Below are 7,269 nucleotides of genomic sequence, written 5' to 3'. Positions count from 1 at the left end.
CCCCCGTACAGCGCCCCCAACGCCCCGTCCATCCCGGCGTCCTGCCCGGCCAGCTCATACCCCGTGCCGTCCGCCTCCGCCCCGCCCAGCACCAGCCGCCACCGCCGAAGCCGCTCGTCGGAGGCACCGGCCTCGACGGCCGCGTCGGCCCGGCCCTTCGCTTCCGTACTCATCGGCCCACCCCCGCAAGGTCGTTGTCGTTCGCGTCGTTGCCGTGTGCGTTGTCGTCGTGTGTGTCGTTGCCAGGTGCGTCGTCAGCGTCGTTGTCGTCCAGCCCAAGGAGCATGCGCAGCATCGGGAGGACGGCGTCCGCGCGCTCGGTGTCGAGGTCGGTGGCGAAGCCGGGTATGGCCGAGCCGGTGGCCGCGCCGCTACCTCGCGTTCCCGACCCGCGGCGGACCAGTTCGCCGAGCGTGCGCCGCACGCCGGGCTCGTACGCCGAGAAAGTCCGCCGCAGCAAGGGCAGTACGTCCGTGAACGCGTCCGCCGAAACCCCGGTCAGCCACGCGTCGACCAGCCCGAGCAGCCGCTCGTCGTGCACGAGCAGCATCCCGCCCCCGGAGCCTCCGCCGACGAACCCCTCGATCCACGCCGCCGCATCCCCCGGCGCCGTCCCCGGCGACAGCACAAGCCCCATCAGCCGTGCGGCCTCCCCCTCCTCCAACTCCCCGTCGTCCAGCAGCAGTCGAACGGCCCGCCCCCGGATGATTCCTGGGATCGTGTCGCGAGCGGAGAGCGTCCGCAGCACGGTGTGCCAGCGGTGGCGTATGCCGGAGCGAGGGCCGGCGGCGGTCCCGGCATCGGCATCGATCTTGGGTTCTGGCAAGGCGTCGGCCTCGGTAGCGACCTCAGCGTCGGCCCCGGAGCCAGGCCTCGCGTCGGCTTCCGGACGGGGGCCTGGACCGGTCCCGGTGTCCTCTGCCGGGGAAGCCTCCGCAGCCGCCGGGCGCGACCTCTGGCCGGACACTTCCTCGCTGACCGCTGCTGCTGCCGGACGCGAGTCCGAGCCGGCTCCCGCAGGCGTCTCCGTATGAACCTCCCCAAGCAGCCCCACCGCCCCATGTACCGCATCGACATGTCGGCGCATCTCCTCGGCGGCGTCCGTGTCGAGGGCGGCGCAGGCCGGAGGGAGGCCGACGAAGACGCGCTCGGCGAGACCCGCCGCGACCTCGGCCAAGGCGTGCGTGCCCGTGCCGCGTACGTCGCCGTAGCGCAGGGAGCGGACCAGGGCGGGGAGGGCCTGCGCGAGGTGGCCGACGTCCGCGTCGAGGGCCGCGCGGTCGGCGAGGATGCGCATCACCACGGGGAGGGCGTCCGGGAGTTCGGCCAGGAGGCAGCGCTCCGCGAGGGTGGTGACATCGGCCAGGGCGCCCGCCGCGACGGCGTCCGCTTCGGCCTTCGCGGTCGCCGCTGCGAGCACCGTGGTGCCCCACACGCCGGCCTCGGCGACCCGCACCGCCAACTCCGGCTCCCAGCGCAGCCGCCAGGTCTCCCGGAACGTACCCGTGCTCCCCCGCGACTCGGCCGGTGTGCCCCACTCAATGCCGAGGAGGCGCAGCCGGTGCAGGAGCCTGCTGCGCCCTGCGTCGTTCTCCTTGCGCAGGTCGAGCTCCACCTCCCGCTCCAGCGCCTCCGGTTTGAGTCGCAGCCGCCGCTGGATCCGGGCCAGGTCACGCTGCAACGGCACCGCGGGCGCCGACGCGGGCACCTCGCCCAGTACGTCGCCGACCACGAGCCGGTCGTGCACGAGAGCGAGCGGAACATCCGAGCCCTCGCACATCACGGCCCGTACGGCATCGGTGGTCTCCGTCAGCCCCGGCAGTGGGCGCCCCCGCATCGCGGCGAGCGTGTCGGCGAGCCGTACCGCCTCGATGACGTGCGCCGACGACACGATCCGGTCCTCGTCGCGGAGCAGCCCGGCCACCTTGGTCATCCAGCGCTCGATCGGTCGGTCGGGGGCACTGAACAGATGCCCGTACCAGCCGGGCGAGTCGATCCCCGCGCCGTAACCGCTGACCCGCGCGAGCCGCCGGTGCGTCCACGGCACCCACGTCATGTCCACCTTCGCCTTGGGCAGGCCCTTGAGCAGTGCCTTGTCGGCGGCGACGGTCGCCTTGTGCCGCAGCGCGGGCACATGCCAGGCCCCGCACACCACGGCCACCTCATTCCCGAACTCCCGCTGCGCCGCCCGCACTTGGAGCCGCATATACGCCTCCCGTACGAGATCCCGCTCGTGCCCCCCGCTCCCGTACGCCTCCCGCAACGCCCCCATGGCCTCCCCCAGCACCTCGAAGGGCCCGAACGCGTCCGAGCCGCGGACCCCCCGGTGCTCGATCACGTCCTCCCACCACCGCTCGGGATCGTCATACCCGGCGGTCTCGGCGAGCACTGCGAGCGGGTCGATCCGGATGGCCTCCTCGGCGGCACCGCTGCCCGGCGATTGCGACGTGTCCGGTGCTGGCGTCTCCGGTGCTTCGGTTTCGTCCGGCGCCGCGGACGCTTCGGGCCCGTCCGGTGCCCTAGACCCGTCGGGGCCGTCCGGTGCCGTGGACGCGTCGGGGCCGTCCGGTGCCGTGGACGCGTCGGGGCCGTCCGGTGCCGTGGACGCGTCGGGCACGGCGGGCTCGTCGGGCGCCTCCTCCTGCCCCCACGCCAACGTGTGCGTGGCGGGGAGATCGATGAAGCGGACCGGAACCCCGTGTTCCAGTGCCCAGCGGATGGCCACCCACTCCGGGGAGAACTCGGCCAGCGGCCAGAACGCCGACCGTCCCGGCTCGTCCACTACATGCGCGAGGAGCGCGACGGGCGGCTGCATGCCCTCCTCGGCGGCCAGCGCGATCAATGCATCCGCCTCCGGTGGGCCCTCGATCAGTACCGTCCGGGGGCTCGCCGCTTCCAGGGCCGCCCGCACGGCCCGGGCCGAACCGGGCCCATGGTGCCGCACGCCGAGCAGTGTGGGCCCCGTACCGCGCCCGGCACCCTCGGCCCGTGCGGCCTGGGGCAGGGATCCGTTCACGCGCTCACCTCCCGGCAGGCGCGGTAGAAGTCCTTCCAGCCGTCGCGCTCGCGGACGACCGCCTCCAGGTACTCCTGCCAGATGACGCGGTCGGCGGCCGGATCGCGGACGACGGCGCCGAGGATGCCGGCGGCGACGTCACTCGCGCGCAGGACGCCATCGCCGAAGTGGGCGGACAGGGCAAGCCCGTTGGTGACGACGGAGATGGCCTCCGCGGTCGACAACGTGCCGCTGGGCGACTTCAGCTTCGTACGGCCATCGGCGGTGATGCCGTCACGCAGCTCGCGGAAGACGGTGACGACGCGGCGGATCTCGTCGATGCCGTCGGGCACGGCCGGCAGGTCGAGGGAGCGGCCGATCTGGTCGACCCGGCGCGAGACGATGTCGACCTCGGCGTCCGCGCTCTCCGGCAGCGGCAGCACCACCGTGTTGAAGCGGCGGCGCAGTGCGCTGGACAGGTCATTGACGCCGCGGTCGCGGTCGTTGGCCGTCGCGATCAGGTTGAAGCCGCGTACGGCCTGCACCTCCGACCCCAACTCCGGTATCGGCAATGTCTTTTCCGACAGAATCGTGATGAGCGAGTCCTGTACGTCGGCGGGGATACGGGTCAGCTCCTCGACCCGCGCGGTCATCCCTTCCGCCATGGCGCGCATGACGGGGCTGGGCACCAGTGCGTCGCGGCTCGGGCCGTTGGCGAGCAACTGCGCGTAGTTCCAGCCGTACCGGATCGCCTCCTCCGGTGTGCCGGCCGTGCCCTGCACGAGCAGTGTCGAGTCGCCGCTGACCGCCGCGGCCAGGTGCTCGGACACCCACGTCTTCGCCGTGCCGGGCACGCCGAGCAGGAGCAGGGCCCGGTCGGTGGCGAGGGTGGTGACGGCGACCTCGACGATGCGGCGCGGGCCCACGTACTTCGGTGTGATCACCGTGCCGTCCGGGAGGGTGCCGCCGAGCAGGTACATCGCGACGGCCCACGGCGACATCCGCCAGCGGGTCGGGCGCGGGCGGTCGTCCTGCGCGGCCAGCGCGGCGAGCTCGGCGGCGAACGCGTCCTCGGCGTGCGGCCGTAGCGCCTCGCCCTTCTCCCCCGTGGGCGCCTGCGCGGACGCAGGCACCCCCGCGCTCCTGTTCGCGGGCGCGGACTGGTCGCGGCTCGGGTCGACGGACGTCGGATCGACGGAAACAGGCATGGCTAGGTCCCCCTCCAGCTCGGCCGGGTCGGCCGGTTCGGATCTGGTGTCCACCCTGCACCACACCACTGACAATGCGCTCTGACCTGCATAAATACCCTCGCGAGGGTCGATTGTCAGTGGTGGGATCTACCTTCGATGTCATGACTCATCAGGGGGTGCGCTGGACTGCGGATCAGGTGCTGGCACTGGCACCTGACTCCGCGTCACGCAAAGCGGGTAGCAAACTCGGCGCGGCCGGGCCGTGGTCGGAGGCGGGCAGTTCTGACGAGGGGACGGTATGGGGACTGTGCAGGGGCAGCGGCAGCAAGCCTTATCAGACGGTCATCGACCTCGCGGACTCCACGGGGCCCGCGTACAAGTGCAGTTGTCCGAGCCGCAAGTTCCCGTGCAAGCACGCGCTGGGGCTGCTGCTGCTCTGGGCGGGCGAGAGCGGGACGGACAGCTCGGTGCCGCGGGGGCAGGCGCCGGACTGGGCCGAGCAGTGGATAAAGGGGAGAAGGCAGCGCGCGGAGGAGAAGCGGACGACGAGCGGGCCGTCCGGCGCTCCGGCGGGTGATCCGGAGGCGGCGCGACGCCGGACGGAGCGGCGTGCCGAGCGGATCACGGCGGGCGCGACGGAGCTGGAGCAGCGGCTGACAGACCTGCTGCGCAGTGGCCTGGCCGCGGCGGAGCAGGCGGGGTACGGGCTGTGGGAGGAGACGGCGGCCCGGATGGTCGACGCGCAGGCACCGGGACTGGCCGCGCGTGTCCGGGAGTTGGGGGCCATTCCGTCCTCCGGTCCCGGCTGGCCGGTCCGGCTGCTCGAGGAGTGCGCCCTGCTCCACCTGATCGTCCAGGGTTGGCTGCGTCGCGAGCGACTGCCGGAAGGGCTCGCGGCGACGGTCCGTTCCCGGATTGGGCTGTCCGGCTCGGCGGGCGGCCCACCCGAGCGCGACCACTGGCTGGTCCTCGCCCAGTACGACACGGCGGACAGCCGCCTGACGACCCGCCGCATCTGGTTGCACGGAGCGCAGTCGGGGCGCACGGTCCTGCTCCTGTCCTACGGAGCTGCCGGCCGCGCACCCGAACTGGCACTGCCCGTCGGCCTGGCCCTCGACGCGGAGGTGTCGGCGTACCCGGGCGCGGGGCAGCTGCGGGTGGCCCTGGGCGAGCAGTTCACGCCGCCTGCTCCCGTGACGCTCCGCCCGCCGGGCGTGAGCGTGACGCAGGCGGCGGCCCGGTACGGCGAGGCGCTCCGGGACGACCCATGGCTGGACTCTCACCCGGTGACGCTGGCCCGCGTCATACCGACCCCGGACGCCGACTCCTGGCAACTGGCGGACGCCGACAGCGACCTGGCGCTCCCCCTCACCCCGGCCGCCCAGTCCCGCTCCGGCCTGTGGCGGCTGGTCGCCCTGTCGGGCGGAGCCCCGGTCACGGTCTTCGGGGAATGCGGCCACCGCGGCTTCACACCGCTCACGGCGTGGCCGGATGGGCCGGGAGAGGCAGTGTCGCTGTGCTGACGCTACGACCAGGTCTTGCCCCGCCGACCAGCTCACCCGGACCCCTCGGCGGTCGCCGTCCTGCGCGGCCGGGCACCCCTCCCTCGACTCCATACGGAAAGGGACGCACATGAACAGCCCTCTCACTCCCACGGACGCCTCCACCGGGAGCTCCTGGGAGGAGCTCGTGACCGTTGCGTTGCTCGGGACCGAGCGGCGTACGTTGCCGGGGATCGCGTACGGACGAGAGGCGCCCGGAGCCCTGCTGGACGCGGCGGCGATACAGACGGTTCAGCGGCGGGCCGGACTGCGCCCGGGGCGGGCGGCGGCGCGGCCGGAGTCGGCCGCTCAGGACCCGCGCCCGGCGCTCCCCCGCCCCGCCGCGCGCAGGCTGGCGATGCTGCTCGCCGACCGGCCCGGCACGGGGGGCGGCGGCCGCAGAGGAACGACGCCCGACCTCATGGAGCTGCTGCCGCAGTGGCTCGCCCTGGCGAACGAGCGCGGGTTCGCAGCACCCCCGGAGTTGCTGCCCGCGCTCCTGGACGCGGCGAGGGGGCGTACGGATCTGCGGCCGGCGGCGCTGACCTTCGCGGGTCCGCGTGCCCTATGGCTGGCACGGCTGAACGCTGACTGGAGGTTCGCGCTGCGTGCGACACCGGGCGGCGGAGCCGCACTGCCCGGCGCAGAAGAACCAGAGCGGACAAGGCAGTTGTGGCAGGAAGGCCTGTTCGCCGAGCGGGTGGCACTCCTTGCGGCGATACGGGCACAGGAAGCGGCAGCCGCGCGCGAACTGCTCGCCACGACCTGGGCGACCGAGCGGGCCGAGGATCGGCTGATGTTCCTCGACTCGCTGCGCACGGGGCTGTGCGAGGCGGACGAGCCGTTCCTGGAACAGGCATTGGCCGACCGGAGCCGCAATGTCCGGGCCACGGCAGCGGAGTTGCTGTCCGCGCTGCCGGGTTCGGCGCTGGCCGGGCGGATGGCGGACCGCGCCGGCTCGTGCGTGGCCGTCGACCATACGGGCGGCGAGCCCACGATCGTGGTCGAGGCGCCGCACGCATGCGATGCGGGCATGGAGCGCGACGGGGTGGTGGCCAAGGCGCCGACCGGCCGGGGTGAACGGTCCTGGTGGCTAGGCCAGTTGGTCGAGGCGACCCCGCTCGCCACCTGGCCCGGACGGCTCGGCGGGCGTACGCCGGAGGAGATCGTGGCGCTGCCCGTGGCGGACGACTGGCAGGGCGAACTGCATGCCGCGTGGTGCCGAGCGGCGGTACGGCAACGCGATCCGTCCTGGTCCAGGGCGCTGTTGGGGTCGCCTTCGGCACCGGAGGCCGGGGGGCCGGGGGCGGTGTCGCTGGCCGAGCGGGCCAAACTGCTCGGCACGTTGGGCTCCGCCGAGCGGGCGGAGTGGGTGGCGGGGTTCATAGCCGTGCACGGGTTGTCTGAGGCGTTTCAGTTGCTCGGCGTCTGCGCGGTTCCCTGGCCTGCGCACGGAGGGCTCCCCGGAGGCCGAACTGCGCCGCGCCGCCGAGGAGTCGGTGGCGCGCAGGCGGCGCACCATCGACCACGTGGAGGAGCTGGC

General features: G+C 73.5%; 4 protein-coding genes. 2 read left to right on the top strand and 2 right to left on the bottom strand.

Annotation, left to right across the window (positions count from 1 at the left end; all coding sequences use genetic code 11):
- Positions 1-169 precede the first annotated feature (169 nt).
- The gene (locus G6048_RS45795; protein WP_408056241.1) at positions 170-3,016 is read right to left on the bottom strand and encodes a DUF5682 family protein; all 2,847 of its coding nucleotides are present in this window, start codon (positions 3,014-3,016) and stop codon (positions 170-172) included.
- Entirely contained in the window at positions 3,013-4,203 is a 1,191-nt protein-coding gene (locus G6048_RS45790) for an ATP-binding protein (protein WP_165345538.1), read from the bottom strand. The genes G6048_RS45795 and G6048_RS45790 overlap by 4 nt, the downstream gene beginning before the upstream one ends.
- A 143-nt stretch (positions 4,204-4,346) precedes the next feature.
- Here G6048_RS45790 and G6048_RS45785 point away from each other — a divergent pair, with 143 nt between their 5' ends.
- Both G6048_RS45785 and G6048_RS45780 read left to right on the top strand, forming a co-directional pair.
- Positions 4,347-5,708, top strand: coding sequence for an SWIM zinc finger family protein (locus tag G6048_RS45785; protein WP_165345537.1), 1,362 nt, complete (start codon positions 4,347-4,349; stop codon positions 5,706-5,708).
- Between the two features lie 109 nt (positions 5,709-5,817).
- On the top strand, positions 5,818-7,269 hold a 1,452-nt coding region (locus G6048_RS45780; RefSeq protein ID WP_235991104.1), incomplete at its 3' end, for a DUF5691 domain-containing protein.

The sequence above is a fragment of the Streptomyces ureilyticus genome (assembly GCF_011045025.1).
In the GTDB taxonomy this organism is placed as follows: Bacteria; Actinomycetota; Actinomycetes; order Streptomycetales; family Streptomycetaceae; genus Streptomyces; species Streptomyces ureilyticus.
The sequence above is the reverse complement of the archived record's forward strand: the minus strand, read 5'-3'. Positions and strand labels throughout refer to the sequence as shown.